Genomic DNA, 25,135 nt, shown 5'->3' with positions numbered 1-25,135 from the left:
AAGCTGAATAGCGAACTTATGTCAATTAAAATGAAAGATATTCAATTTCAGACAGCAAGTTATGAACAATGGAAAGAAGAAGCAATAAAGGCTCTAAAGGGGAAACCTTTTGAATCTCTTTTCACAAAACTTGCAGAAGATGTAACTCTATCTCCACTTTACACACAAGAAACATTAGTAGACAAAATTGGTGATGAGTTAGAAAAGCAAATTGCAACAATTCGTTCACTTAAAAGTTCAGAGGGCTTACAAGCTGCTCAGCAAATTTACGGTGACACATCAGAACAATTTTTCTCGAATCTAGAAGATAGCATTGAACGAGGAAATAATTGTTTAACAATTGATGCTCGTACAAATTTCGAATGGAACGATACAAACTTAGAAAAATTAGCGACATATTTAGTCCAAAACCCATTCAAATTTATTATTCAAAATAAAAACGACTCCCTTTTACAAGTTTTTAATAAAATTGAAAATAAAGAAAAAGTACAAGGATTTATTATTTCAGAGTCACCAATCGAATTAGATGGCTTTGAAAATGTTCGTACAGTTAGCGCGAATACTGTTACATATCATTATGAAGGTGCAAATGCAGTACAAGAACTAGCTATCGCATTAGCAATCGCTGCAAAGGAAATTAAAGACGGTGATTTCGAACAATTTTCGAAAAACTTCTTTGTAAACTTTGCGATTGATACACAATTCTTTGCGGAAGTTGCTAAGCTTCGTGCGTTTAAAGTATTATGGAAAGCATTTGCTGCTGCATATGGCGTTAATAATCCAGTTGCTATTCCTGTTGTGGCAGAAAACTCATTACGTAGTTACTCAAAATTAGATGTTTATGTAAACTTACTACGTGCAGGAAATGAAGCATTCTCTGGACTAATCGGTGGGGCAGATTTCTTTACAGTACATCCACATGATGTTCTATCAAAACCTACTGATAAATCAATCCGTATTGCACGAAACGTATTATTAGTGATAAAAGAAGAGTCACAAGTTGAGAATGTATTAGATCCAGCAGGCGGTTCGTACTTCCTTGAGACTTTAACTGCAGAATTTGTAGAAAAAGCTTGGGCATTATTCTTAGAGATCCAAGAAAACGGTGGATTTGATGCTTATGTTGAATCTGGCAAATTACAAGAAAGTCTTGAAAAAGTATATAACGATCGATTAAAAGCTGTACAAACACGTAAACAATCGTTAATCGGTACAAACATCTATGCTAATCCAGTTGATGAATTACCAGCGGAAACTAACGCAGCATTCGCATCGATAAAACGTTTAGCAATTCCATTTGAACAGTTACGTGAAAAATATAGTGCTACACAACCTAAAATTGCAATTTTAACTTTCGGAAAATTAAAAGATTTCAAACCGCGTGCAGACTTTGTTTCAGGATTCTTTGCTACAGCAGGTGTGTCTCCAGAACAATCAGGAGAAATTCTAACTGTTGATGCTGCGAAAGAATGGCTACAAAATGCAAATTACGATTATGTGATTGTAGCTGCAAAAGATGAGGATACAAAAGAACTTGTGCCAACACTACTTTCAGTTAAACCTGAAAACTTAATTTTAGATGCTGCAGGTAAATATAAAGACGAAGAATCAGCATGGTTAGAAAACGGACTAAACGGCTTTATTTTTGCAGGTCAAAATATCGTTAAAAAGTTAAACGAGGTACTTGAAAGTGTGAAGGGGGCACAACAATGACAACACCAAACTTTAAATCAGTTAATATTGAACAAGTATTATTAGACGAAAAACTTACACCTACTCAAACATTCATGACAAATGAAGGTATTGAAGTAAAAGAATTTTATAATAAAGAAGATATTCAGCATGTGAAACATTTAAATGACGTATCAGGGATTGCACCAAATACACGTGGACCTTACCCAACGATGTATGTTGCTCGTCCTTGGACAGTTCGTCAATATGCAGGTTTCTCGACTGCTGAAGAATCAAATGCTTTTTATCGCCGTAACTTAGCGATGGGTCAAAAAGGGTTATCTGTAGCATTTGACTTAGCGACTCACCGTGGTTATGACTCAGACCATCCTCGTGTAAAAGGGGATGTTGGTAAAGCTGGGGTTGCAATCGACTCAATTGAAGATATGAAAATCTTATTTGATGGTATCCCACTTGATCAAATGTCAGTATCTATGACAATGAACGGTGCAGTATTACCGATTATGGCATTTTACATTGTTGCTGCAGAAGAACAAGGGGTAACACCTGAAAAGCTTGCAGGTACAATTCAAAACGATATTTTAAAAGAATATATGGTTCGTAACACATACATTTACCCACCAGAAATGTCTATGAAAATCATTGCAGATATTTTTGAATATACAAGTAAATTTATGCCGAAATTTAACTCAATCTCAATTTCTGGTTACCATATTCAAGAAGCTGGTGCGACAAACGATATCGAGTTAGCTTATACATTAGCTGATGGTCTTGAATATGTACGTACTGGTTTAAAAGCAGGTATTGATATTGATTCCTTTGCTCCACGTTTATCATTCTTCTGGGCAATCGGAATGAATTATTATATGGAAGTTGCAAAAATGCGTGCTGCACGCCGTATTTGGGCACAAATGATGAGTACATTTAACCCGAAAAATCCTAAATCATTAGCGTTACGTACTCACTCACAAACATCTGGATGGTCTTTAACAGAGCAAGATCCATTCAATAACGTTACACGTACGTTAATTGAAGCAAACGCTGCTGCAATGGGTCATACTCAATCACTTCATACAAACGCACTTGATGAAGCGATTGCTTTACCAACAGACTTCTCAGCACGTATTGCTCGTAATACGCAATTATTCTTACAAGAAGAAACAGGAATGACTAAAGTAATCGATCCATGGGGTGGTTCATACTACGTTGAAAAATTAACAGATGAACTTACTGAAAAAGCATGGGCATTAATCGAAGAAATCGAAGAACTAGGCGGTATGGCAAAAGCAATCGAAACAGGCTTACCAAAAATGAAAGTTGAAGAGTCTGCAGCAAAACGCCAAGCAAAAATCGATTCTAAATCAGAAACTATCGTTGGTGTAAATAAATATCTATTAGATGTTGAAGAACCGATTGAAATCTTAGATATTGATAACACGCTTGTTCGTCAAAAACAAATCGAGCGTTTAGATGCATTAAAAGCAAATCGTAATGAAGAAGAAGTGCAAAAACATTTAGCAAGACTAACAGTTGCAGCTGAAACAGGTGAAGAAAACTTATTAGCAGTTGCTGTAGATGCTGCTCGCGCTCGTGCATCACTAGGTGAAATTTCTGATGCTATCGAAAAAGTATCAGGACGTCATAAAGCAATTATTCGTTCTATTTCTGGAGTATACTCTTCAAACTTCTCTGATGAAGAACTAATCCAAGAAGTAAAACAAATGACAGAAGAATTCCTTGAAAATGAAGGACGTCGCCCACGTATTCTTGTTGCAAAAATGGGACAAGATGGACACGACCGTGGAGCAAAAGTAGTTGCTACTGGTTATGCCGACCTAGGTTTCGACGTTGACATTTCTCCATTATTCATGACCCCAGAAGAAGCAGCTCAAATGGCTGTAGAAAATGATGTTCATTGTGTGGGTGTGTCTTCTTTAGCGGCTGGACATAAAACATTAGTACCAGAACTAGTTGAAGAACTGAAAAAACTTGGACGTGAAGACATCATCGTTATTGTTGGTGGAGTTATTCCTGCACAAGATTATGAATATTTATATGATTCTGGAGCAGTAGCGATTTTCGGTCCAGGTACTGTAATCCCAGTTTCAGCAATGAAAATTATTGAAGAGATCTACAAACGATTAGGTTACGAGGAAGTGACTGAATAATGGATGGACGTAATTCAATGCCAGAGAGGAGTGCTCTAGAAGTAAAGCCTGGTGTTGAAGGTGGCCATGACGGAATGAAAGTTACACCAAAAAAGTTTCGTAAAAAAAAGCAAGAACAAATTGACATTCAAAAATTGGCAGGTGAAGTGCGAGAAGGTGCTCGTACTTCACTCTCCAAAGCAATCACACTAATCGAAAGTTCTAATCCTGAGCATAAAGAACAGGCCCAAAATTTATTGCAAGAACTCTTACCGTATACAGGGAACAGTATTCGAATCGGAATTACGGGAGTACCCGGAGCAGGAAAGAGTTCATTTATCGAGGCATTTGGTTCAATGCTTTGCAATATGGGGAAAAAAGTTGCCGTTCTTGCCATTGACCCAAGCTCATCTCTTTCAGGAGGGAGTATTTTAGGTGATAAAACAAGGATGGAAGAACTAAGTCGTAATCGAAACGCCTTTGTACGACCTTCTCCAAGTGCAGGAACTTTAGGTGGGGTTCATAAAAAAACACGTGAAACGATGCTTATTTGTGAAGCAGCTGGTTATGATGTCATCCTAATTGAAACAGTTGGTGTTGGCCAAAGTGAAACCTTTGTACGGGGAATGGTAGATTTCTTTTTACTTCTAGTGTTAACAGGTGCTGGTGATGAACTGCAAGGAATGAAAAAGGGCATCATGGAGTTAGCGGATGGAATCATTGTTCATAAAAGTGACGGTGATAATATTCCAAAAGCTAGAAAAACGGTGCGTGAATATATGCAAATTTTACACTTCCTACAACCTGCAACACCTGGTTGGATGAGTAAAGCACTTCCTGCATCATCTCTTGAAAAAACAGGTTTAAAAGAAGCTTGGGAGATGATTTGTCAGTTCGAAACGACGATCAAAGAGTCTTCCTATTGGGAAACAAGAAGATTAGAACAAACCCGTGAATGGTTCCAATCCATGATTGTTGATCATTTAATCGACTCATTTTTCAATGATCGCGATAAAAAGACTCAGGTTAAAGCATTAGAAAATGCCATTTTAAAAGGGGAAATTACAGTAACACAAGGCGTATTAAAGTTATTTTCCTAAATAGAAAAGAAGTGTTTTTATCATATAAACTAGGGTCTTTATGTTAAAATGATTAGTTGAAAGGAGCGATAAATTATGAACATGGATTATGATTTGTTTATGGAGGAAATTAAAAGAACAGCACGTGCTGAAATGGAGGCTGCAGGTTATGAGCAGCTGCGTACGCCTGAAGAGGTGGAAGAAGCATTTGCACGTCCTGGTACTACATTAGTAATGGTGAATTCAGTATGTGGTTGTGCAGGTGGAATTGCTCGTCCAGCAGCAGCCAATGCTATTCATTATGATAAAAGACCAAATCATTTAGTTACAGTATTTGCTGGTCAAGATAAAGAAGCAACTGCAGCAGCACGTTATTTCTTTGGTGATAATCATATTCCTTCTTCTCCATCTTTTGTTCTATTAAAAGATGGGAAAGTAGTAGCTGATATCGGACGTCATGAAATTGAAGGACATGACCCAATGTCTGTTATTACTAATCTACAAGCAAACTTTGAAGAGTTTTGTGAAGAAGTTTAACATTTAGTAAAGACACGTCCTTAAAGTTTATTCTTTAAGGACATGTTCTTTCTTATATATACGATGTAACAGTCAATTAAGGGGGAACTTTTATTAAAAAGTTTAAAATTGGCTATCGAACTATAAAAACTGCTGTTGGTGCATCAATCGCATTATTCCTAGCAGCTTATTTTGACTTACATTTTTTTAGTTCAGCAGCGATCTTAACGATTCTCTGCGTACAAACGACTAAAAAGAAATCTGTGCATGCCGTTTACACGAGAGTGGTTGCAAGTATTATCGGCATGATATTTGCCTTTATAGCATTAGAATCGTTTGGCTATTATCCCATTGTACTAGGTTTAATGTTATTAGTTTTTATTCCAACTATTGTTTCATTACGAGTTTCAGACGGATTTGTTTCAAGTGTTGTCATAATGATGCACATTTATAATGAAGGTAATTTTACGGTTGATTTATTATGGAATGAGCTATCTTTAATGGCAATTGGTTTTGGAACGGGACTTGCCGTGAATATGTATATGGGCGATTATCAAAAACAATTGGATCATTACATTAATCAAATTGAGGAATTATACCGTTCTATATTTTCTGAAATTGTCAAATATTTGCGCAATGGGGATACCTCCTGGGACGGGAAAGAGATTATTGAAGCGGTAAATCTGCTAAATAAAGCAAAATCCCTCGCCTTCAAAGATGTTGAAAATCATTTAGCCAGAAAAGAAAATCAATATTATTTATATTTTGATATGCGTGAAAAGCAGCTAGAAATTATTGAGCGGGTGTTACCGAAGATTACTACTTTGCCTGTTATGGTACAACAAGCAGAACTTGTTGCAGATTTTATGGAGGAGTTATCAATCAACGTCCATTCAGGAAATACGGCGAAAAAATTTAGAGACAAATTGGATATAGTAAAACAAGAGTTTGCTAAAATGCCATTACCTGAAAATCATGAAAAATTTCTTGCCATGGCCTCACTATATCAATTTATTGAAGAAATGGATGAGTATTTAGAGATTAAACAATCCTTTAAAGGTATTAAAAAGAAAAAAGCGATTACCAACTAGTAGTAATCGCAATAAAGTTGAATTTAGAAGAATGATAGACCAAAAGCTAAAGTTGAAATAACCATGATGGCTATCATACAATATACAACTATTTTCTGAAATTTTTTATTACTCATATGCTCGTACTCTCCTTTTTTTCTTAGATTTAGTTTATCAAATTTGAAATTTTTCTCAAGTATGTAGCGAGTTGTTTTTAAATTCGTTAAAATAGATTTGTACTATAACAGGAGGGGTGTTACAATGGAAAAAGTGGATCATATTGGTATCGCTGTGAAAAGCCTAGATGAACGTATTCCATATTATACAGAAGTCCTAGGATTAAAATTATTAAAAATTGAAGAAGTTCCATCTCAAAATGTGAGAGTGGCATTTATAGATGCAGGAAATGTAAAGTTTGAGTTATTGGAACCAACAAGTGAAGACAGCGCAATTTATAACCATATCGAAAAGCGCGGAGAAGGAATTCAGCATGTTGCCTTTGGAGTAACAGGAATTCGTGAGAGAATGCAAGAGTTACGTGAAAAAGGTGTACGTATTCTATCAGACGAACCAAAACCAGGTGCTGGAGGAGCAGAAGTTGCATTCCTACACCCAAAAGATTCATTCGGAGTTCTATACGAGCTATGCGATAAAAGTGGAAAAGGGGAAAAGTAATCATGGATATGTTCGATAAAATTAATGAAATGTATGACCGAAAGCGTGAAATCGAACTTGGTGGTGGCGATGCACGTATTGAAAAGCAACACGAAAAAGGAAAGCTTACTGCACGTGAGCGTATTGAATTATTATTAGACGAAGGTACTTTTGTAGAGATCAATCCTTTCATTACACACCGTACTACTGACTTCGGTATGGACAAACAAGTTGGACCTGGAGATGGTGTTGTTACTGGTTTTGGTAAAGTAAATGGACGTAACGTTTATTTATTTGCTCAAGACTTCACAGTATTTGGCGGTGCACTTGGTGAAATGCATGCGAAGAAAATTGCTGCTGTAATGGACTTAGCTGCTAAAAATGGTACACCATTTATCGGAATTAACGATTCAGGTGGTGCTCGTATTCAAGAAGGGGTACTTTCATTAGATGGATACGGTCATATTTTCTATCGTAATGCAATTTATTCAGGTGTAATTCCACAAATTTCAGTTATTATGGGACCTTGTGCAGGTGGAGCGGTTTACTCTCCAGCGATTACAGATTTTATTTTAATGGTTGATAAAACTTCACAAATGTTCATCACTGGTCCAAAAGTAATTGAGACTGTAACAGGAGAAAAAATCTCTTCTGAAGGTTTAGGCGGTTCAAAAGTACATAACTCAATTAGTGGTAATGCACATTTCCGCGCACCATCTGAACATGAATCAATTGAACAAATTCGTCGATTATTAAGCTATTTACCACAAAGTAATAAAGAAAAAGCGCCAAAATATCCAAAACCTGAAGGCGATGACTATCGTCCAGATATTATCGATTATGTTCCAATTGAACCAACAAAAGCATACGATGTACGTAAAGTAGTTGAGCAAGTTGTCGATGAAGGTTCTTTCATGGAAGTACAAGCTGAATTCGCGAAAAACATCGTTGTAGGTTTTGCACGTATCGGTGGGGAATCTGTAGGTTTAGTATGTAACCAACCAAAAGCATTAGCAGGTGGATTAGATATCGACTCTTCAGATAAAGCGGCTCGTTTCATTCGTACATGTGATGCTTTCAATATTCCAATCATTACATTTGAAGACGTATCTGGTTTCTTCCCAGGTGTTAAACAAGAACATGGTGGAATCATCCGTCACGGAGCGAAAATCTTATATGCTTACTCTGAAGCAACTGTTCCAAAAATTACAGTTATCCTTCGTAAAGCATACGGTGGCGCATACGTTGCATTAAACTCTAAATCAATTGGTGCGGATTTAGTATTCGCTTGGCCAAACGCTGAAATCGCGGTTATGGGTGCAGCAGGTGCAGCAAACATTATCTTTGCTGGAGAAATTGCAAAATCTGAAGATCCAGAAGCAACTCGCGCGGCTAAAATTGAAGAATACAAAGAAAAATTCGCTAATCCTTATGTAGCAGCATCTCGTGGTATGGTTGATGATGTAATCGACCCACGTGATACTCGTATTAAATTAATTCAAGCATTAGATATGTTAGATAAAAAAGAAGAATCAAGACCGAAGAAAAAACACGGAAATATTCCTCTATAATACTTTGCAAAAAGAGTTGTCCAATAATTTGGATAACTCTTATTTTTTTTGAATCATTTTTCCAACATCATCCGTATGAATAGATAGGGGGAATGAACATGGACTTTGAAATATTGACAAAAAAACAAGAAGAGATATTTTTAGAAATTAAGAACTTAGAAAAACTTAAAAACCAGAAAACTGTTATTTCTGCTCAGCTAGAAAAAATAGAGGACGAAATTAAGAATTATGAAGATGAGTTAAAAGAGATTCGCGGTAAACTAGAAAAATTAGAACATTTTAGTTTTATTAATTTATTTCGGAATTGGACAGGAAAACAAGATGAGCTTCGTGCCAATAAAATTGATAAAGCGGCTACAATCGAGCTTCGATTAAATGAAACGTTTTTAATGAAAAGAGATCTTGTAAGCGATTTAGAAAAGATAAAAAATAACATTGCACAAAAAGATGAACAGACAATGATGAAAGAGTATGAAAATCTTACAAATGAGAAGAGAAAATGGATTAATAATCATCATCCGTTATTAGCGGACGAATTAGCAAAACTTGAGGAGAACGAAAATAATTGTAAACGATTAGAGAAGGAAATCGAGGAAGCGGAAGATGCTGGTAATCAAGCAATTAATGCACTCTATTCGGCGTTAGACTCTTTGAAATCTGCTAGTAATTATTCAACTTGGGATACCTTCCTTGGTGGTGGACTAATTGCAACTCATTTAAAATATGAAAAATTAAATGAATCAGAATCGGCTATTCATAAAGCACAAATGGCGTTACAAAGATTTAAGAATGAGTTATTGGATATTCAAGAGATGAGTACTAGGCATCTCGATGTAAATACAGATGGCTTTGTTCGCTTTGCAGATTATTTTTTTGATGATATTTTTTCGGCATGGTCTGTACATTCAAAAATATCATCTTCACAGGAACAAATCTCAAGAGTGTTATCTGATGTTCGAAATACGATGAATAAATTAGCGGAGAAGAAGAAAATCGTGAAAAGTGAATACGAAACGATTGACCAAAAGAAAAAAGACATTCTGGGAATCGCAATGTAACATGGTTGTTTTCCTTCATATAGAGGCGTAAAATAAGGAAGTATTAACAAATAAGGGAGTTTTACAATATGAACAGCCGTTTAGTAAACGAATTTTTAGAATTGGTGCAAATTGATTCAGAAACAAAGCATGAAGAAGTAATTGCACCTATTTTAGTGAAAAAGTTAGAGGGAATGGGATTTGAAGTTTTTCAAGACGATGCTCATACTCGTAACGGTCATGCAGCGGGCAACATAATTGCAACATTAAAAGGAACATTAGATGTGGAGCCTATTTACTTCACAGTGCATATGGATACTGTTGTACCTGGAGTAGGCATTAAACCAGAAATTCGTGAAGATGGCTATATTTATTCAGATGGAACAACAATTTTAGGTGCCGATGATAAAGCTGGGATGGCAGCATTATTTGAAATGGCACGTCGATTAAAGGAACAAAATATTGAACATGGCACAATCCAATTCGTTATTACTGCAGGTGAAGAAAGTGGATTAGCTGGTGCAAAGGAATTAAACCCTGAACATATTATCGCAAAATACGGTTTTGCTGTGGACAGTGACGGAAAAGTAGGTGGCATCGTAACTGCAGCACCATATCAAGCGAAAATTGAAACAAAAATCTTTGGGAAAACAGCTCATGCTGGAGTGGCGCCAGAGAAAGGGATTTCTGCCATTACGCTTGCTTCTAAAGCCATTGCAAAAATGAGTCTCGGTCGAATTGATGAAGATACGACAGCAAATATTGGCCGTTTCGAAGGTGGGAAAGCAACAAATATCGTTTGTGATGAAGTTTATATCTTAGCTGAAGCTCGTTCAATTGTGAAAGAAAAACTTGATCAACAAATCGCACATATGAAAGAAACATTTGAACAGGTGTCTAAAGATTTAGGTGGCAGTGCGCAAGTTTCAGTAAAATTAATGTATCCAGGCTTCTCTGTAACAAAAGAGGATAAAGTGGTACAAGTCGCAATGCAAGCTGTTCAAAACATTGGCCGAGAAGTGATGCTTGGTCAATCAGGTGGCGGAAGTGATGCAAACGTCATCTCAGGTTTTGGAATTCCAACTGTAAACCTTTCTGTTGGATATGAAGAAATTCATACAACAAATGAACGAATGCCTATTGAAGAATTAGAAAAATTAGCCGATTTATTAGTTGAAATAGTAAAATGTTCTGCAAAATAACTCTTTTATGAGAGGTGAAGTTATGACGTTTGAAAAAACTGTTATATTTCGTTGTGGAAATGAAGAATATGCGTTACCTGTTGAACAAGTCGTATCAATAGAGAAATTAGGTCGTATTACTCCAATTCCGCATTTACCAAATTATTTATTAGGCTTCTCTAGAGTTCGTGAAGAATTAATTCCAGTGATTGATTTTAATCGAATTCTATACAATAGACAAAGTATTGGGGAACAGTGCCGAATGATTGTATTAAATACGGACATTGTAAACTATGCACTAGTTGTAGATGAAGCAAAGGAAATCTTGAATTTTTCACCATCGGAAATCCAACAAGTAGGTCTTGTAAATTATTCGAAGACTCGCTATTTTACTGCTGTAGCAAATCTAGAGAATCGTATGATAACATGTGTAGACCCGAAAATATTAGTGAATTCATTAGAAGGAATTCGAGAAATTATCGAGTATTTACATAAGATGCTCGAAAATGAAAAAAACGTAAACGCTTAAATAATGGTATATTCTAATACAAGAAAAGAAGCTAGTCGATTCGATTAGCTTCTTCTTTTATTGTTTCGTCATCATTAATATGTTTTTTACGGAACTGAATAAAGAAGCCGTAAATACTTGGAATGAACATAATCATCGTAATACATGACAATGTAAAAAGAAGGTTATTTTCAATCCATGATACATTACCAAGTGCATAGCCCGTCCCCAGCCAAATTGATGTCCAAATAAAAGCGCCGATTATATTATAACGCACAAAGTTTTTATATGGCAGACCTGTAAAGCCGCAGATAAATGGCGTCATTGTTCGCATAAGCGGAATAAATCGTGAAAAGGTAATGGCAACTCGGTCATATTCTAATAAAAATTCCTTTGCCTTTTCAATAGATGTTGGAGGAATAATTTTCAAAAATAATTTTTGATTTAATGACGATTTACTTAATATTCTTCCAATGAAGTAGTTATTACTATCTGCTAGTGATGTTGCAGAAAAGAAGAGAATTAATAAAATAAACAGATTTAAACGATCCATCGCAGCTATCGTTCCACTGGCAAAAACAAGAGAATCCCCAGGTAGAAACGTTAAAATGACAAATCCTGTTTTTCCAAAGACAATTAAAAATAAAATTAAATAAATTATAACCCCTAGTTGCTCGATGTATTCAAAAAGCTCGGTATCCAAACTATGCAAAAAATCTAGTATATTCGCTATACTCATGGTACCAATCTCCAATCTGACTAGATATCCTTTGTAAAGTGTACCCAAATGATGAAACTTTTAAATTATAGTATTCGTATTCAATAGAGGAAGATTGTATTCGTAAACTAGGGAGGAGATGTTTTTGAATAATAATTTACCGTATCGTCCAATACTTCATATCCCAAAAACAAAAATAGAAAAAATTAGTGATATAATTGGTTTTGGTTTATTTGTGTTATCTGTATTATATGTTCTTATTAATTGGAATGTTATACCAGAGCAAATTCCCGGCCATTTTAATGCAAGTGGTGATGTTGACAGATGGGGCTCAAAGTATGAGATAGTTATATTACCAATCATCGGGACATTTCAATTTGTGTTAATGAGTCTTTTAGAAAAAGCTCCCCATATGCATAATTACCCTAAGAGACTGAATGAAACAAATGTTGAACAGTTTTATCTTCAAAGTAGAAAATTATTAAATGTTGTAAAAAATATTTGTTTATTGTTGTTTGCCTACTTAATTATTCAAATCGTAAGAGTTTCAAAAGGGGATATTCAATCTCTTGGAGTTGGGTTTATGCCTATATTTCTATTGGTGATTACCAGCGTAATCATTTTCGGGATTTATCAACAGAAAAAAATTAAATAAAAGATGGAGAACAGATTTTGCAAAATATTATTCAAGTTTTTTTAGGCGGAATGATAGGGGCAATCATTCGGTATGAAATTCAACTTGTTGTTGGTACAACGGTTATGTTATGGATTGTAAATGTGCTAGGAAGCTTTATTTTAGGTTGTCTCAATGGATTTTTTGAAAAAAAGGAAAGTAAACTAAAATTGTTTTTTACAACGGGTATGTTAGGGACGTTTACGACTTTTTCTACATTTTCTGAGACTTCTTTTAATATGTTACTAGAAGAGTCGTTTAGAGGTACTGCATATATCTTTGGGATGACGTTAGCTAGTGTAAGTGCAGCGTTTATCGGCTATCTATTAGTTCGGAGGAAAGAGACATGATTTGGCTACTGGTTGCAGTTGGTGGAGGATTAGGTGCTACATTACGATATAGTGTTCAAATTTTAATAACGAAGATGGCAACTCCTTCTTATTGGGCAACGGTCCTTGTCAATTTAATAGGATCTTTCTTCATTGGCTTAACACATGTGTGGGAGATAGACAACAAAATTGCACTTTCATTTTTTACTATTGGAATGCTCGGTGGATTTACGACTTTCTCAACTTTTTCTTTCGATGTTGTGAAACTTGTAAACCAAAAACAATTAGTAAAAAGTTTTTTGTATGTATTGGTAAATATTTTAGGCGGCTTGCTTTATTTCTGGGTTGGTTGGAGTTTGTAAAAGTAATTTTAAAAGGTGGTCTGTATGAAGAGAACAGGTGAAAAAGCATTAAGTATTATTTCTGTAGTGTTAAATATTATTTCTGTAGGTATTTTAATCCTTATGTTAGTTGGTAGTAAGATGGTTGTAAATGATCCACAAGTCAACATAGAAATCGAAAATTCATTAGCTCAATCTGGATTAACAGAGCAAGAAATTGCGGACAGTGTTAATTTTATGGGGGAATTCATCGATTTTATTAGTACAATTGGTTGGGTATTTGTAGTGTTAGGACTTATTAGTATTGTCTTAGCTATTGTCGGAGCAATAAAAGTAAACGCTAATCCGAAATTAGCAGGGATATTATTTATTATAGGATGTGTATTATCTGGAATTATTTCTTTATCTGGTATTCTACTTCTTATTGCAGCAATTATGTGTTTTGTTAGAAAACCAAAAAACTCAACACCAATTGAAGTTCGTGATGAAAATGGATACATTATCGAATAATTAAAGAGGCCCTGAACAAAATTAAAGTACTATTTTTCCTTATATGGAAAATAGTACTTTTTTGATTTGATGAAAACTGATTACCGTTACGTGGACATGCATCTAGAGATAGCTCAAGCATTCTCGTGGCTAGCTCTAGTAGTAGCAAAAGGCGAATGCCGACAGCTTGACTCTTCCCTTTAATATTTTTATAGCTAAATTTTTGTACCTACTTATGTCTTAGCCTATTCTATTTTTTATATGGAATGCCTTCATGCTGCAATAACAATTCTTTTACATCAAGTCCACCACTGTATCCTGTCAAAGTACCATTTTTACCAAGGACACGATGACACGGGATAATTATCGATAATGGGTTTTTACCAATGGCTGTTCCAACAGCTCGAACTGCTTTTGGATTACCGATCATATGTGCAATATCTGAGTAACATTTCGTTTGTCCATAAGGAATTTGATTTAAAGCTTCCCAAACATCCATTTGAAATGATGTTCCTCTAATATCAAAGGAAAAGGTGAATTTTTTCCTTTTGCCTTCGAAATATTCAACAAGTTCTTCTTCATAGGGTAGTAGCTGACTACTATTTTCGAGTATATGGCTATTTGGAAATTGCTTTTTACACCATTTTACTAGTTCGTCGTAGGAAGAATGGTGTGTACCTAGAAAACAAAGACCGTTATTTGTTGCAGCCAAATTAACTTTCCAATGTTTATATGTAAATGAATCCCAGTAAATTATTGTTTCGGTCATATAAATTCCTCCATAATCACTATTTTAACATGAATTATGAGGAATTTATTTCGACTTCCTCACTTTGTGTTATCATATACCATATTTTGACCAATAATTGTATCACAAGTTTTATTGCTCAATTTATAACGAATAGATATGGATTAGTTTTTAGGAGATATTTATGAACGAAACAGTCAAATCACCTTCGATTTTTAAACAAGCATTATTGGTCGATAAAAAACCTTTCCCTTGGTTAAAAGCTTTTTTAGCGGGGCTTGCTTCCGGGATACCAATATTAGTGTTGCTTTTATTGGGAAATTTAGAATATGGATTAATTGCTGCATTAGGTGGGTTTACTTATCTATATGTTTTTCCGATTCCATATGCTCAACTTGCTAAAAAATTAGCATGGGTTGTACTTGGGATCACCCTTGCAGTATTTTTAGGAACAATTTTAGCTCCTTATCCAATTATCTCTGCCATCACTATGGGGGTGATTGGTGCCACAGCCATTTTTCTATTTGGGGCCTTTCGTTTTATTGGTCCTTCTGCAATCTTTTTTGTATTAATATTTGCGATGACTACGGGTATGCCTATCGCACCCGAAGAAGCTTTTATACGTGCTGGCTTAGTATTAATGAGTGGTGCTTTATCATGGTGTATCGCCATGGTAGGTTGGTTTTTTAATCCTCATGGACCAGAAAAAAGGGCAGTAAAATCAACGTATATCGCTTTAGCACAGCTATTAGAAGTACTAGGCACTGATAAAATGAATGATGCACAACACCAAGTAATGAATAGTATAAAAGATACGAGCCAAACGTTAGCTTCTGCCTATTTATCTTGGCATGAATCAAAATTATATAATCAGCTATATGTATTGAATAATATTGCAAATAAAATGTACGTAAGTATTGTAGAAGGAAACAACATTCAACATTCGAAAGAGTTAGCAAAAACATTGAGGATGATTGCACGAGTATTAGATTCAAAGGATCTTGAAAGTGCATCGAAACTTATTCAATTACCGCAGATAGACAGACCGAATGAACATACATTATTGCTTATTAACGAACTTTCCAATGCAAAAGGGTATTTATCCGATTCTAACACTACTATTAAAGAATTACATTTTGCTACACCGAATGTAAAACGTGTATTAATAGGTGCTTTTGATAAAAATTCGATTATTTTAATCAATGCTTTACGTTTCGGAATTTTTACTTTTATTGCTGCTTTTATTGCCTATGAATTTCATTTTAATCGCTCATTTTGGGTACCGTTGTCTTGTGCAGCGGTTATGTCAGGTATAACCGTAGTTGCAACATTCCATCGCGCCATTCAAAGAAGTTTGGGTACAATCTTTGGAATTCTCTTTGCCAGTGTTATTTTAGCTTTTCATCCATCAGGTTATTTTATTGCACTTTTTGTGGCATTATTTACCTTTGTGACGGAGTTGTTTATTGTAAAAAATTATGGCTTAGCTGCATTATTTTTTACTCCGAATGCATTAATTATGGCTGAAGCTGGTACTGTAGGAGATTATTCTTTTTCCTATTTTGCCACTACACGATTAATTGATGTTTTTATTGGCGTTGCAATTGGACTTATTGGAGTTTGGGTAATAGGCAGAAAATCTGCATCAAGTAGATTACCACATCTCATTTCGAAAACACTAAGAAGTCAAGCTCAAGTTTTTTATGTAGTATTTTCTAATAAAAAAATCTATAAAGAATACGGGAAAAATATTGAGTTTAATAAAATGGATACAAATATTAAGAATCTGAAAACGGTTTATGATGCTGCAACCGGTGAAATTCCAAAGGATAAAAAAGCTTCGGAATATTACTGGCCAATTATTCATTCAATACAAGAAATATCATTTTTATTAGAAAAAAGTTCTCGATCTAAGACGCATAAAATAGAAGAAGAACAACTAGCGAAAATATTATTAGCAATTGAAGGGATGGCCTATGCCGCAGAGCGAAAAGAAAATATACCTATTTGCGACATCCCTTTAGTCAATAGTGCTCCTGGTATAAAAGAAACGTTAGAACAATTACAGAAAAATTTAATCAAAAAAAGTACAAGTCCTCTTTCTAAATAGGAAAGAGGATTTTTTTATGAATGTTTTTATTTTATTTTCAAATAATTAAAAAATATTAACTATGTTGTATTAAAATAGTTAGTAGTAAGGGGGAGTAAAAATGTTGATAGAGAATAGTCTTGTAAAGCTAAGACCGATGCAATTAGAAGATGTTGATGCGATTTATGAAGTAGCAAAATATCCTGAAATTTGGACGCATATGTCTATTAATGTGAATGGTAAAGAAGATGTTTTAAAGTATGTTGAAAGTGCATTAAAAACAAAAGAAACTGGTACCGAAATCCCACTTGTCATTATTGATGGTCAAACTAATAAAATTATTGGTTCTACAAAATTAATGGATATTGATAAAAAACATAAGCGAGGAGAAATTGGCTTCACTTGGTTAACACCTAGTTATTGGAGAACTGCAATCAATACAAATTGTAAGTATTTACTACTAAGTTATTGTTTTGAAGTTTTAGAATGGAATAGAGTTCAAATTAAGACAGATCATGAAAATTTCCGTTCTCAAAAGGCAATTGAACGAATTGGTGCCAAGAAGGAAGGAATTTTACGAAATCATATGGTTCGCAAAGATGGTACGATTCGACATACGGTGATGTATAGTATCATAAAAGATGAGTGGCCAGAGACGAAACAATATATTGAACAATTATTAAAATAGTAGGTGTAAAAATGATCTCAATACAAAATGTACGTTATTATCGAAATCAAAAAGATATTTTAAAAAATGTAAGCTGGAAAGTTGAAAAAGGTCAGCACTGGTCCATTCTTGGATTAAATGGTTCTGGTAAGACGACAATTTTAGATATTATCAATGGTTACATTTTCCCTCAATATGGGACTGTAGAAGTACTAGGAAATGTTTTTGGTAAATCTTATATTCCGGATGTTCGAAAAGAAATTGGGTTGGTTAGTAGTTCGTTACAACATAAAATTAAAGATTATGAGACAGGTTTGAGTGTAGTATTAAGTGGAAAGTTTGCTTCCATTGGATTATGGCAGGCTGTTGAACAAGAAGAGGTTCAACAAGCGTTAAATTTCATGCAATTATTAGGTTGTGAACATTTAGAAGATGAAGAATATGGTGTTTTATCCCAGGGAGAGCGCCAACGATTACTAATTGCAAGGGCATTAATGGCAAATCCTAAAATTCTAATTTTAGACGAACCTTGTAACGGATTAGACCTTCTTGCTCGCGAAGAATTACTAGAAATAATTAATACACTTTCGGCTAAAGCAGATTGCCCAACTTTAATTTATGTCACTCATCATGTTGAAGAGATATTGCCATGTTTTACTCATACGCTTTTATTAAGGAAAGGTGAAGTTTTTGCTCAAGGTCCATCGAAAGATTTATTAACAGAAGCGACCTTATCTAAATTTTACAATCACCCTGTATCAGTTCAAGTAGAACAAAATAGAACATGGCTTGCATTAAAAGCTAAAGAACAAATAAAATAACAGGATTCATATTTGAGTAGGCGAAATAATAGATTTATACTAATTTGTTAAAGTTGGAAAAAATATCTTTTGTTACAAATAGAATACATTTGCATTAAAATTTTCTGACAATATTTCTTTTTATTAACGCTTTATTATAAAATATTAATAATTGGTACAAATGAGGGGGGAAATTATATGCAGTCTAGACCAAAAAGTGAATTTCAATCATGGTTAGTGGCAATATTTTTTGGCATAATCATTGCATTTTTTTGCCGAGAGTTTGTTGTATCTCCCCTTGTTGTTAAAGGTGCCTCAATGATGCCTACATACGAAAATCAAGATGTAATTATTATTAGTAAAATAAGTGATATCGACCGTTTTGATCATGTCGTTTTTAAAGCACCCTATGAAGATGAATACTACATAAAGCGAGTAATTGGTCTTCCTGGTGATACAGTAGAAATGAAGGATGACATATTGATTATAAATGGGATTGAATATGAAGAACCTTATGTAAATCGAAGCACGGATAATCCATTTCAAAAAAGAATTACAGAAAACTTTACTTTAGAAGAATTAACGGGTGAGAGTAAAGTTCCTGAAAATTATCTATTTGTTTTAGGAGATAACCGTTTAAGAAGCTCTGATAGCCGCCATTTTGGTTTAATTTCAATGGATGCGATATTAGGAGAATCGAAATTTCGAATATATCCGATTCGTGAATTAAAAGTATTTTGGGGTGCTGAGGAAAAAAGAATCAACTAGAATTTTCCTAACAAATAAAAATGCTTCATTACATACTTTAATGTGACAGGTGATTACCAACAAATCATCTGTCCGTTTTTTGTTAAGGGGCAATTGTAGAATCTCTTATAAGGTATTTAAAAGGACTTAGTTTACTTGGATTAACTAAGTCCTTTTACTTTTTGAAAATAATTGATTTAGCGATTTTATTATTTTACTTAAAGAAGGGATGATGAAACTTCTTGCATATTTAATTGCTCTCTCCGTTTTAATTCCTTTCGTATCTCTTGTGTCCATACTCCTTCCTCTAGGTGATTTGCAATTTCGATTAATCTTTCAATGTCTAAAAAAGAATATTTTCGTATACCTGTTTTTGATCTTTCTGGAAAAATGAGTTTTCTCGTTTCGTAATAGCGTATTTGTCTTTCAGAAAGTCCTGTTAATTCACTTACCGTTCCAATAGATATAACTTTTTTACTACGATAATCGCTGTTCGGCATTTGCAAACACCTTCTTTTCGAAAGATTCTGATAACTTTTTCTATCATTTTACATTTATTTGAAGGCTGTGACAATATATTAATAGGCAAACATGTAAATTTTCTTAACATAATGATTGTCAAAATCTAATTTTAGATACTATTTTTGTATAAAAGTGTCGAAATAAAAAAATCATGTTAGAACTTCTGACAAACTTGATGTGTTAAATTACTTCCAAAACTATACTTAAATAGAACTAGTGCGAATTTAGTACTAGAAAATAGAAAAAGAAATAGGGGGTTTACTATGAAATTGAACAAAACATTTGGTGTTCTTCTCTCAGGTGTATTATCGATTGGTATTTTAGCAGCATGTTCATCAGATTCAGGATCGAGTAGTTCATCATCTTCTACGACACCAACGAATACCGAGCCAGCTGAAGGTACAAAAGTTATAAAAATTGCGACTCAATCCCCATTATCTGGTGGATCAGCAATCATTGGTGAGGCAATCAAACTTGGTGCTCAATTAAAGTTAGAAGAAGAACAAGCGAAATTTGAAGAACTGGGCTATACGCTTCAACTAGAGCCATATGATGATCAAGGTGACCCGAAAAAAGGTGTATCTAATGCTAACTTAATAGGTGCCGATGAACAAATTTACGGTGTTATTGGTCACTATAACTCAGGTGTAGCAATCCCATCTTCAGAAGTTTATGAGAAATATAGCATTGCAATGGTTTCTCCAGCAAATACAGCTGTGGAAATTACTGAGCGCGGCTTAAAAACAGTAAACCGTATCGTTGGTCGCGATGATTTCCAAGGTCCTGCTGGTGCTAATTATGCAATTAATGAATTAGGTGCAAAGAAAATCTTTGTAATTCAAGATAAAACGGCTTATGGTACAGGTTTAGCTGATGCCTTTATTGCTGCGGCTGAAGAAGCAGGTGCTGAAATTGTAGGTTATGAAGGTATTACAATTGGTGAGAAAGACTTTAATGGTGTAGTAAACCAAATTTTGAATAAAAAACCGGACTTAGTATTCTTCGGTGGTCTATATTCTGAAGGTGGTATTATCATCAAACAAGCTCGTGATAAAGGAATCGATGTTCCGTTCATGGGTGGAGATGGTATGGACTCATCTGGATTAGTAGATATTGCAGGTGAAGCAGTGAAAAATACGTATATTACATCTGTAGCAGGGGATAGCACAGCAACAGAATCTGGTAAAAAATTCGTAGAAGACTATAAAGCGAAATTTAATAAAGACCCTGAAGGCTTCTCTGTTTATGGATACGACTCAATGGGTGTATTTTTAACAGGTTTGGAAAGTGCAATCAAAGCGAATAATGGTGAACTTCCATCAAAAGATAAAGTAGCAGAAGCTGTTCGAGCTGTAAAAGATTATAAAGGTGCACTAACAGACGTTTCCTTTGACGAAAAAGGTGATAATGTGAACGCGAAAATCTTCCTTTATAAATTTGAAGAAGCTAGCTACCCTCCAGTTCAAGTAGGAGAAGTAGGCCAATAGTGAGTGAAAGGGTGTTGGGATTAGCTCTCAACACTTTTTCTATACCTAGAGTATTCATGCATTATATTAGGGAGGGATTATATGCTTCAAGAAGTATTACAGAGTTTACCTCAAGTATTAGTAGACGGACTCACGCTCGGTGCTGTTTATGCGGTAGTTGCTCTTGGCTATACAATGGTATACGGAATTTTACAGCTAATCAATTTTGCCCATGGCGAAGTTTTTATGTCCGGTGCATTTATTGGTACAGCCTTCTTTATATTAATTATGGGAATGGGATGGGCTGCTGAAATCCCACAATTCATTCTATTAATTATTGTTTTAGTATTAACAGCAAGTATTACTGGATTAGTAGGCGTTGGATTGGAAAGGGTTGCATACCGACCATTACGTAATGCTCCTCGACTAATCCCATTAATTACTGCCATTGGTATTTCATTTATTTTGCAAGACGTTGTACGTTTTATTGCGGAACTATTTAACGGAAACTATATTGTTACAGGACCATCTCTTTTTTCTGAGCAAATCACATTAAAAGCTTCTTCTATTTCAAGCATTTTCTTTGATGCTAGAATCAAAACTTCTTTTCTAATTGTACTAGGTGTTGCAATTGTTCTAATGGTTGCACTAGATTATTTTGTTAATAAAACAAAATGGGGAACAGCAATGAGGGCCGTTGCACTTGATCGTGAAACTGCTTCCTTGATGTCAATTAATGTAAATAAAGTTATTTCCATTACATTCTTTATCGGTTCAGCATTAGGTGGAGCAACAGGTGTTCTATTTGCTGTACAATACGGAACAATTGACCCTTATATTGGATTTATTTTAGGATTAAAAGCATTTATCGCTGCGGTATTGGGTGGTATCGGAAATATTCGTGGTGCCATGTTAGGTGGTATGTTATTAGGATTAATGGAAATGTTTGCTTCTGCTAATCTATCACTATTAACAGGCGGCGTATTTGGAGCGGAATACAAAGATGTATTTGCCTTTGCCATTCTTATATTAGTACTAATATTCAAGCCAGAAGGTTTACTTGGGAAACCTACTGCAGAGAAAGTGTAGGTGGCGAATATGAAAGCAAAATTAGCATCGTATTTTTCAAATAAATGGTTGCAAGTAATTTTATTTTCATTATTTATCATTGTCACTTCTGCAGCACTCTATTTTTCTCAAAAATCAGTTGTTTCGTTTTTACTTTTACTTTCGTCATTATTAATTCTTCATTATATGTCTTTAAAGAATGTGACGAAGTGGATTACAGCTCTTGGTTTGCTATTTATTCTTATTCCGTTCGCATCTAGCGGTGGACCTGCCTTCCAATCGTATATGGAAGTTGCAACGATGGTTGGCATTTATATTTCAATGGCATTAGGTTTAAACATTGTAGTTGGTATGGCGGGATTACTAGATTTAGGATTTGTTGCTTTCTTCGCAGTGGGAGCATATAGTTATAGTATTTTTGCAACGAAACAAGCAAGTAATTTTATGCCTTTTGGAAATTTCCCTCTAGGAGGAGAAAGTTTCTGGGGATTCTTAATCATTGGTGGAATTATGGCGGCTATCGCAGGAGTTCTTATTGGTGTACCAGTGTTGCGTGTTAAGGGAGATTATTTAGCAATTGTAACGTTAGGATTTGGTGAAATTATCCGAATTATCTTTAATAATGCCGATCGTCCAATCAATATTACGAATGGTGCAATGGGTATTGCATCTGTTACTCCGCCAGAAATATTTGGAATAACTCTATCATTTCCAAATCAATTCTACTTTGTCACGTTATTTATTTTAATGTTTACGATTTTTGCAGTGTTACGTTTGGAGCATTCAAAACTAGGAAGGTCATGGAAAGCGGTTCGTGAAAATGAAATTGCAGCTCAAGCTATGGGAATTCCATTAGTAAAGACAAAATTGCTAGCTTTTGCACTTGGGGCTTCATTTTCAGGGATTATGGGAGTCGTCTTTGCAGCAAAACAAGCGTTTATCGATCCAACTAGTTTTACATTAATGGAGTCATTTACAATTTTAGTAATGGTTGTATTAGGTGGAATGGGAAGTGTGCCTGGAGTTATTCTTGGTGCAGCTGTTATCACAATCTTAAATCTACAAGTATTAACAGAACTAACAAACTGGTTAAATCAATTAAGTTTATCTGGTGCTTTATCCATTCCGGATGCGTTGAGCCCAGCAAAAATGCAAAAATTTATTTTTGGAGCTTTACTTGTTGTGTTTGCCCTTTATCGACCTAAAGGATTAATTCCAGCAAAAAACAAAATTTTTGATGTGAAAAAATTGAAAGATCACCGTCCAGATCATTTGAACAATGATACAGAAAAAGATTCAGTTCCAATTGATAAGGTTCAAGTATAGGGGGGATCACAATGACGATTTTAGAAGTAAATAGCTTAACGAAACAGTTTGGCGGATTAACAGCTAATAAAGATATTACGATGACCGTTGAAGAAGGTAAAATTACAGCAGTTATTGGACCTAACGGAGCAGGGAAAACGACTTTTTTTAATATGATTACAGGAGTTTATCAACCTACTTCTGGTGATATAAAATTAGACGGGAAATCGATCGTAGGTTTAAAACCAGACGAAGTAGCAAAAAAGGGGATTTCACGAACGTTTCAAAACATACGACTTTTTGGCGAAATGTCTGTTATTGAAAATGTGTTAGTTGGAATGCATACCCACTTAAAAACAAATTTACTCGGTATTCTATTAAACTTACCTTTTACGAAAAAAGAAGAAGCTTCAGCTGAAAAGGAAGCCTATCGATTATTAGAATATTTTGAGTTGGATCATTTACTAAATGAAAAAGCAAACAATTTGAGTTATGGAGCTCAACGAAAATTGGAAATCGCCCGTGCACTCGCAACAAAGCCCAAATTACTTTTACTTGATGAACCTGCTGCCGGGATGAATCCAAAGGAAACAAGAGAATTAACAGAAGTAATTAAGAGAATGGGTCAAGAATTTAATGTAACGGTGATATTAATCGAACATGATATGAAACTCGTAATGGAAATTTCAGAACATATCGTTGTGCTTGACCATGGAGAAAAAATTGCTGAAGGAAATCCGGAAGAAATTCGGACAAACCCAAAAGTAATTGAAGCTTACTTAGGTTCTGCAGCAGTTCATTAAGACGGGAGTGAAGGAGAATGACAGTACTTCAAGTAAACAATATTGAAACATACTACGGAGCAATTCAGGCATTAAGAGGAATCAGTCTTCACGTTGATGAAGGGGAGATTGTGACCTTAATTGGAAGTAATGGTGCTGGAAAATCGACAACTCTCAAATCGATTAGTGGTTTAGCAAAAGTTAAAACAGGGACAATTCAATATAAAGGAAAAGAAATTACGAATAAACCTCCGCACCAAACTACATTACTGGGGATGGCTCATGTACCAGAAGGGAGAAGAATTTTCTCCAATTTAACCGTTAAAGAAAACTTGTTAATGGGCGCTTTCTCAGTGAAAGGGAAAGATGTCATTCAAGAGCGAATGGAACAAGTTTTTACTCACTTTCCTAAATTAAAGGAACGGTTAAACCAAAAAGGTGGAACTATGAGTGGTGGGGAACAACAAATGCTTGCTATTGGACGAGCCCTTATGATGAATCCGGAACTTTTAATGTTAGATGAACCATCCATGGGACTAGCCCCAATTATAGTAGAACAGATTTTTGATATTATCTTACAATTGAATTCTTCCGGCATAACAATTTTATTAGTTGAACAAAATGCCTACCAAGCGTTAAGTATTGCTCATCGAGGATATGTAATTCAAAATGGTGAAATTGTTTTAAGTGGCAAAGGGTCAGAATTAGTTGAAAATGAAGAAATTAAAGAAGCATATTTAGCTTAATGAAAACGTGGACGGTTATCTTTTTGATAACCGTCTTATTTTGTTTTCTGTCCCAAATATGTGTAAAATAAGGTTCTATATTAATTGTTGGGGTTTGCCTACAATTTATGAAAAACAAAATGCACAACATCACCTATTTTTCTATACTTGAGTTGACTAGAAACAAGCAGAAAAAGGTGAGTTGTGCATT

The 25,135-nt window shown here is 34.8% G+C and carries 27 protein-coding genes; 23 read left to right on the top strand and 4 right to left on the bottom strand.

The window, feature by feature from the left end; all coding sequences use genetic code 11:
- Positions 1–18: 18 nt before the first annotated feature.
- From D8M03_RS11015 to D8M03_RS10995, 5 genes are all read left to right on the top strand, one after another.
- Entirely contained in the window at positions 19–1,713 is a 1,695-nt protein-coding gene (locus tag D8M03_RS11015) for a methylmalonyl-CoA mutase family protein (protein ID WP_121214832.1), read from the top strand.
- A complete protein-coding gene (gene scpA / locus D8M03_RS11010; RefSeq protein ID WP_121214831.1) occupies positions 1,710–3,860 on the top strand; it encodes a methylmalonyl-CoA mutase in 2,151 nt (716 codons plus the stop codon). Before D8M03_RS11015 ends, scpA begins: the two co-directional genes overlap by 4 nt.
- A complete protein-coding gene (gene meaB, locus D8M03_RS11005; protein WP_121214830.1) occupies positions 3,860–4,939 on the top strand; it encodes a methylmalonyl Co-A mutase-associated GTPase MeaB in 1,080 nt (359 codons plus the stop codon). Before scpA ends, meaB begins: the two co-directional genes overlap by 1 nt.
- Before the next feature lie 75 nt (positions 4,940–5,014).
- Complete coding sequence (locus tag D8M03_RS11000) at positions 5,015–5,455, top strand: BrxA/BrxB family bacilliredoxin (RefSeq protein WP_121214829.1); 441 nt, start codon at positions 5,015–5,017, stop codon at positions 5,453–5,455.
- 92 nt (positions 5,456–5,547) lie between these two features.
- Positions 5,548–6,525 (top strand): aromatic acid exporter family protein, encoded by a 978-nt coding sequence (locus tag D8M03_RS10995; protein ID WP_121214828.1) that lies wholly within the window; start codon positions 5,548–5,550, stop codon positions 6,523–6,525.
- 23 nt (positions 6,526–6,548) lie between these two features.
- On the opposite strand, the gene prli42 is transcribed toward D8M03_RS10995, so the two are convergent.
- A complete protein-coding gene (gene prli42, locus D8M03_RS17725) occupies positions 6,549–6,641 on the bottom strand; it encodes a stressosome-associated protein Prli42 (RefSeq protein ID WP_153062698.1) in 93 nt (30 codons plus the stop codon).
- 124 nt (positions 6,642–6,765) lie between these two features.
- Between prli42 and mce the strand changes: the two genes are divergently transcribed.
- The 5 genes from mce to D8M03_RS10970 all read left to right on the top strand — a co-directional run bounded on the left by mce (position 6,766) and on the right by D8M03_RS10970 (position 11,476).
- Complete coding sequence (mce, locus tag D8M03_RS10990; RefSeq protein WP_121214827.1) at positions 6,766–7,179, top strand: methylmalonyl-CoA epimerase; 414 nt, start codon at positions 6,766–6,768, stop codon at positions 7,177–7,179.
- Positions 7,180–7,181: 2 nt separating this feature from the next.
- Positions 7,182–8,729 carry an acyl-CoA carboxylase subunit beta gene (locus D8M03_RS10985; protein ID WP_121214826.1) on the top strand — a complete coding sequence of 516 codons (1,548 nt, stop codon included), beginning with the start codon at positions 7,182–7,184 and terminating at the stop codon, positions 8,727–8,729.
- Between the two features lie 98 nt (positions 8,730–8,827).
- Positions 8,828–9,787 carry a hypothetical protein gene (locus D8M03_RS10980; protein WP_121214825.1) on the top strand — a complete coding sequence of 320 codons (960 nt, stop codon included), beginning with the start codon at positions 8,828–8,830 and terminating at the stop codon, positions 9,785–9,787.
- A gap of 68 nt (positions 9,788–9,855) precedes the next feature.
- Positions 9,856–10,968: a M20/M25/M40 family metallo-hydrolase gene (locus D8M03_RS10975; RefSeq protein ID WP_121214824.1), complete on the top strand. Its 1,113-nt coding sequence runs from the start codon at positions 9,856–9,858 to the stop codon at positions 10,966–10,968.
- Positions 10,969–10,990: 22 nt separating this feature from the next.
- Positions 10,991–11,476 (top strand): chemotaxis protein CheW, encoded by a 486-nt coding sequence (locus tag D8M03_RS10970; protein ID WP_121214823.1) that lies wholly within the window; start codon positions 10,991–10,993, stop codon positions 11,474–11,476.
- A gap of 31 nt (positions 11,477–11,507) precedes the next feature.
- On the opposite strand, the gene D8M03_RS10965 is transcribed toward D8M03_RS10970, so the two are convergent.
- Positions 11,508–12,194, bottom strand: coding sequence for a DedA family protein (locus D8M03_RS10965; RefSeq protein WP_121214822.1), 687 nt, complete (start codon positions 12,192–12,194; stop codon positions 11,508–11,510).
- A 124-nt stretch (positions 12,195–12,318) separates the two neighbouring features.
- Here D8M03_RS10965 and D8M03_RS10960 point away from each other — a divergent pair, with 124 nt between their 5' ends.
- Genes D8M03_RS10960 through D8M03_RS10945 form a run of 4 tightly spaced genes read left to right on the top strand, consistent with a single transcriptional unit; the run spans position 12,319 to position 14,026 of the window.
- Positions 12,319–12,828, top strand: coding sequence for a DUF1648 domain-containing protein (locus D8M03_RS10960; protein ID WP_245987552.1), 510 nt, complete (start codon positions 12,319–12,321; stop codon positions 12,826–12,828).
- A 17-nt stretch (positions 12,829–12,845) separates the two neighbouring features.
- Entirely contained in the window at positions 12,846–13,196 is a 351-nt protein-coding gene (locus D8M03_RS10955) for a fluoride efflux transporter FluC (RefSeq protein WP_121214820.1), read from the top strand.
- A complete protein-coding gene (gene crcB, locus D8M03_RS10950; RefSeq protein ID WP_121214819.1) occupies positions 13,193–13,537 on the top strand; it encodes a fluoride efflux transporter CrcB in 345 nt (114 codons plus the stop codon). The genes D8M03_RS10955 and crcB overlap by 4 nt, the downstream gene beginning before the upstream one ends.
- Positions 13,538–13,561: 24 nt before the next feature.
- The gene (locus D8M03_RS10945; RefSeq protein ID WP_121214818.1) at positions 13,562–14,026 is read left to right on the top strand and encodes a DUF4064 domain-containing protein; all 465 of its coding nucleotides are present in this window, start codon (positions 13,562–13,564) and stop codon (positions 14,024–14,026) included.
- 229 nt (positions 14,027–14,255) lie between these two features.
- Here D8M03_RS10945 and D8M03_RS10940 read toward each other — a convergent pair whose 3' ends face one another.
- Positions 14,256–14,774, bottom strand: coding sequence for a methylated-DNA--[protein]-cysteine S-methyltransferase (locus D8M03_RS10940; RefSeq protein WP_121214817.1), 519 nt, complete (start codon positions 14,772–14,774; stop codon positions 14,256–14,258).
- A gap of 163 nt (positions 14,775–14,937) precedes the next feature.
- Here D8M03_RS10940 and D8M03_RS10935 point away from each other — a divergent pair, with 163 nt between their 5' ends.
- The 4 genes from D8M03_RS10935 to lepB all read left to right on the top strand — a co-directional run bounded on the left by D8M03_RS10935 (position 14,938) and on the right by lepB (position 19,077).
- Positions 14,938–16,863, top strand: coding sequence for an FUSC family protein (locus D8M03_RS10935; RefSeq protein ID WP_121214816.1), 1,926 nt, complete (start codon positions 14,938–14,940; stop codon positions 16,861–16,863).
- 100 nt (positions 16,864–16,963) lie between these two features.
- A complete protein-coding gene (locus D8M03_RS10930; RefSeq protein ID WP_121214815.1) occupies positions 16,964–17,530 on the top strand; it encodes a GNAT family N-acetyltransferase in 567 nt (188 codons plus the stop codon).
- A gap of 11 nt (positions 17,531–17,541) precedes the next feature.
- Complete coding sequence (locus D8M03_RS10925; RefSeq protein WP_121214814.1) at positions 17,542–18,330, top strand: ABC transporter ATP-binding protein; 789 nt, start codon at positions 17,542–17,544, stop codon at positions 18,328–18,330.
- 177 nt (positions 18,331–18,507) lie between these two features.
- Positions 18,508–19,077, top strand: coding sequence for a signal peptidase I (gene lepB, locus D8M03_RS10920; protein WP_121214813.1), 570 nt, complete (start codon positions 18,508–18,510; stop codon positions 19,075–19,077).
- A gap of 197 nt (positions 19,078–19,274) precedes the next feature.
- On the opposite strand, the gene D8M03_RS10915 is transcribed toward lepB, so the two are convergent.
- Positions 19,275–19,556: a MerR family transcriptional regulator gene (locus tag D8M03_RS10915; protein WP_121214812.1), complete on the bottom strand. Its 282-nt coding sequence runs from the start codon at positions 19,554–19,556 to the stop codon at positions 19,275–19,277.
- 285 nt (positions 19,557–19,841) lie between these two features.
- Here D8M03_RS10915 and D8M03_RS10910 point away from each other — a divergent pair, with 285 nt between their 5' ends.
- From D8M03_RS10910 to D8M03_RS10890, 5 genes are all read left to right on the top strand, one after another.
- Positions 19,842–21,065, top strand: a complete 1,224-nt coding sequence (locus tag D8M03_RS10910) for a branched-chain amino acid ABC transporter substrate-binding protein (RefSeq protein ID WP_121214811.1) — start codon at positions 19,842–19,844, stop codon at positions 21,063–21,065.
- Positions 21,066–21,146: 81 nt separating this feature from the next.
- Positions 21,147–22,133 (top strand): branched-chain amino acid ABC transporter permease, encoded by a 987-nt coding sequence (locus D8M03_RS10905; protein WP_121214810.1) that lies wholly within the window; start codon positions 21,147–21,149, stop codon positions 22,131–22,133.
- 9 nt (positions 22,134–22,142) lie between these two features.
- Complete coding sequence (locus D8M03_RS10900) at positions 22,143–23,438, top strand: branched-chain amino acid ABC transporter permease (protein ID WP_121214809.1); 1,296 nt, start codon at positions 22,143–22,145, stop codon at positions 23,436–23,438.
- Between the two features lie 11 nt (positions 23,439–23,449).
- Positions 23,450–24,220 carry an ABC transporter ATP-binding protein gene (locus tag D8M03_RS10895; RefSeq protein WP_121214808.1) on the top strand — a complete coding sequence of 257 codons (771 nt, stop codon included), beginning with the start codon at positions 23,450–23,452 and terminating at the stop codon, positions 24,218–24,220.
- A 17-nt stretch (positions 24,221–24,237) separates the two neighbouring features.
- The gene (locus tag D8M03_RS10890) at positions 24,238–24,945 is read left to right on the top strand and encodes an ABC transporter ATP-binding protein (protein ID WP_121214807.1); all 708 of its coding nucleotides are present in this window, start codon (positions 24,238–24,240) and stop codon (positions 24,943–24,945) included.
- The last annotated feature ends 190 nt before the right edge of the window (positions 24,946–25,135 follow it).

This window comes from Ureibacillus endophyticus (assembly GCF_003628435.1).
In the GTDB taxonomy this organism is placed as follows: Bacteria; Bacillota; Bacilli; order Bacillales_A; family Planococcaceae; genus Ureibacillus; species Ureibacillus endophyticus.
This window is presented reverse-complemented; position numbering and strand designations above follow the sequence as displayed.

Excerpts from the sequence above, each read along its gene's own strand:
- D8M03_RS11015 (WP_121214832.1), top strand. The coding sequence starts at position 19 with ATGTCAATTAAAATGAAAGATATTCAATTTCAGACAGCAAGTTATGAA.
- scpA (WP_121214831.1), top strand. The coding sequence starts at position 1,710 with ATGACAACACCAAACTTTAAATCAGTTAATATTGAACAAGTATTATTA.
- meaB (WP_121214830.1), top strand. The coding sequence starts at position 3,860 with ATGGATGGACGTAATTCAATGCCAGAGAGGAGTGCTCTAGAAGTAAAG.
- D8M03_RS11000 (WP_121214829.1), top strand. The coding sequence starts at position 5,015 with ATGAACATGGATTATGATTTGTTTATGGAGGAAATTAAAAGAACAGCA.
- prli42 (WP_153062698.1), bottom strand. The coding sequence starts at position 6,641 with ATGAGTAATAAAAAATTTCAGAAAATAGTTGTATATTGTATGATAGCC.
- mce (WP_121214827.1), top strand. The coding sequence starts at position 6,766 with ATGGAAAAAGTGGATCATATTGGTATCGCTGTGAAAAGCCTAGATGAA.
- D8M03_RS10985 (WP_121214826.1), top strand. The coding sequence starts at position 7,182 with ATGGATATGTTCGATAAAATTAATGAAATGTATGACCGAAAGCGTGAA.
- D8M03_RS10980 (WP_121214825.1), top strand. The coding sequence starts at position 8,828 with ATGGACTTTGAAATATTGACAAAAAAACAAGAAGAGATATTTTTAGAA.
- D8M03_RS10975 (WP_121214824.1), top strand. The coding sequence starts at position 9,856 with ATGAACAGCCGTTTAGTAAACGAATTTTTAGAATTGGTGCAAATTGAT.
- D8M03_RS10970 (WP_121214823.1), top strand. The coding sequence starts at position 10,991 with ATGACGTTTGAAAAAACTGTTATATTTCGTTGTGGAAATGAAGAATAT.
- D8M03_RS10965 (WP_121214822.1), bottom strand. The coding sequence starts at position 12,194 with ATGAGTATAGCGAATATACTAGATTTTTTGCATAGTTTGGATACCGAG.
- crcB (WP_121214819.1), top strand. The coding sequence starts at position 13,193 with ATGATTTGGCTACTGGTTGCAGTTGGTGGAGGATTAGGTGCTACATTA.
- D8M03_RS10945 (WP_121214818.1), top strand. The coding sequence starts at position 13,562 with ATGAAGAGAACAGGTGAAAAAGCATTAAGTATTATTTCTGTAGTGTTA.
- D8M03_RS10940 (WP_121214817.1), bottom strand. The coding sequence starts at position 14,774 with ATGACCGAAACAATAATTTACTGGGATTCATTTACATATAAACATTGG.
- D8M03_RS10935 (WP_121214816.1), top strand. The coding sequence starts at position 14,938 with ATGAACGAAACAGTCAAATCACCTTCGATTTTTAAACAAGCATTATTG.
- D8M03_RS10930 (WP_121214815.1), top strand. The coding sequence starts at position 16,964 with ATGTTGATAGAGAATAGTCTTGTAAAGCTAAGACCGATGCAATTAGAA.
- D8M03_RS10925 (WP_121214814.1), top strand. The coding sequence starts at position 17,542 with ATGATCTCAATACAAAATGTACGTTATTATCGAAATCAAAAAGATATT.
- lepB (WP_121214813.1), top strand. The coding sequence starts at position 18,508 with ATGCAGTCTAGACCAAAAAGTGAATTTCAATCATGGTTAGTGGCAATA.
- D8M03_RS10915 (WP_121214812.1), bottom strand. The coding sequence starts at position 19,556 with ATGCCGAACAGCGATTATCGTAGTAAAAAAGTTATATCTATTGGAACG.
- D8M03_RS10910 (WP_121214811.1), top strand. The coding sequence starts at position 19,842 with ATGAAATTGAACAAAACATTTGGTGTTCTTCTCTCAGGTGTATTATCG.
- D8M03_RS10905 (WP_121214810.1), top strand. The coding sequence starts at position 21,147 with ATGCTTCAAGAAGTATTACAGAGTTTACCTCAAGTATTAGTAGACGGA.
- D8M03_RS10900 (WP_121214809.1), top strand. The coding sequence starts at position 22,143 with ATGAAAGCAAAATTAGCATCGTATTTTTCAAATAAATGGTTGCAAGTA.
- D8M03_RS10895 (WP_121214808.1), top strand. The coding sequence starts at position 23,450 with ATGACGATTTTAGAAGTAAATAGCTTAACGAAACAGTTTGGCGGATTA.
- D8M03_RS10890 (WP_121214807.1), top strand. The coding sequence starts at position 24,238 with ATGACAGTACTTCAAGTAAACAATATTGAAACATACTACGGAGCAATT.